The sequence below is a fragment of the Geobacillus sp. ZGt-1 genome (assembly GCF_001026865.1).
GTDB classification, from domain to species: Bacteria; Bacillota; Bacilli; order Bacillales; family Anoxybacillaceae; genus Geobacillus; species Geobacillus thermoleovorans.
This window is the reverse complement of record NZ_LDPD01000023.1, coordinates 230,542-231,410: the sequence shown is the minus strand read 5'-3', so window position 1 is coordinate 231,410 and position 869 is coordinate 230,542. Positions and strand designations below refer to the sequence as shown.

2 protein-coding genes are annotated in these 869 nt (G+C 54.5%); both read left to right on the top strand.

All coding sequences use genetic code 11. The annotated features are described in order from the left end of the window. Positions 1 to 381, top strand: a 381-nt coding sequence (locus VU18_RS09870; protein WP_236687349.1) for a chemotaxis protein CheW, incomplete at its 5' end; no start/stop codon positions are given. 82 nt (positions 382 to 463) lie between these two features. Next, positions 464 to 655 (top strand): hypothetical protein, encoded by a 192-nt coding sequence (locus tag VU18_RS09865; protein ID WP_012820645.1) that lies wholly within the window; start codon positions 464 to 466, stop codon positions 653 to 655. Positions 656 to 869: the final 214 nt, after the last annotated feature.

The window sequence follows — 869 nt, the reverse complement described above, 5'->3', positions numbered from 1 at the left end:
ATGCCGGACTATATGGCCGGCGTCGTGCGCATCCGCGGCGAGCTTGTGCCGGTGCTTGATATGCGCAAGCTCCTGTACGGGCGGGCCATCGAAGAAACGGACCAGACACGCCTCATTGTCGCCGCTGTGGATGGCTTGTCGGTCGCGTTTATCGTCGATGAGGCGAAAGAGATCGCCGATATTGAGCCTGAGGCCATTAAACCGCTTCAACTGATGTCCGCGGAGCGCACGCCGTATGTAGTCGGGATGGCGGCGCAAGCCGACCGGCTGTTGACCGTGCTTGACCCGCGCGTCTTGTTTGCCCATTTGGACGAGGCAGAGGAGATTCGCGAGCAGGTGGCCGCTGCCCAAGCCGCTGTCCGGGCAGGAGAGACGGTATAGGTGTTTGCCTATACCGTTTTTTCTTCCGCGCATATCCTAATCATGGAAATGAACTTCAACTCATGAAGAGGAGGCGCATTCCATGGTTCGACCGTTTGGCCCGTATCCAGGCGGCTTTTATCCACCGTACTTTGGCGGCTACGGCCACTATCCGTATGGCTACTATCCTTATTGGCACGGGGGCTACGGCGGCTATCACCATTTTCCATACGGGATGTATGATGGCCACTATCCGTTTTCCCCATACGGCTTCCCGCACTATGGAGGCTACTAAGCATGAGGGGCGTTGCGCCCCTTTCATTTTCAATATGAAAATGGCAAACAAATCCGTCGTGCAGACTCGTTCATAAATCGGTTTAGAAAAACTTGCAGGCAAGCGTAAACGTATGGTATGTTGTTTGATGAACAAACCAAAACGGAAAGGGACGTTGGACAATGGCGAAACAGCAAATCGGCGTCATCGGACTGGCGGTCATGGGGAAAAACTT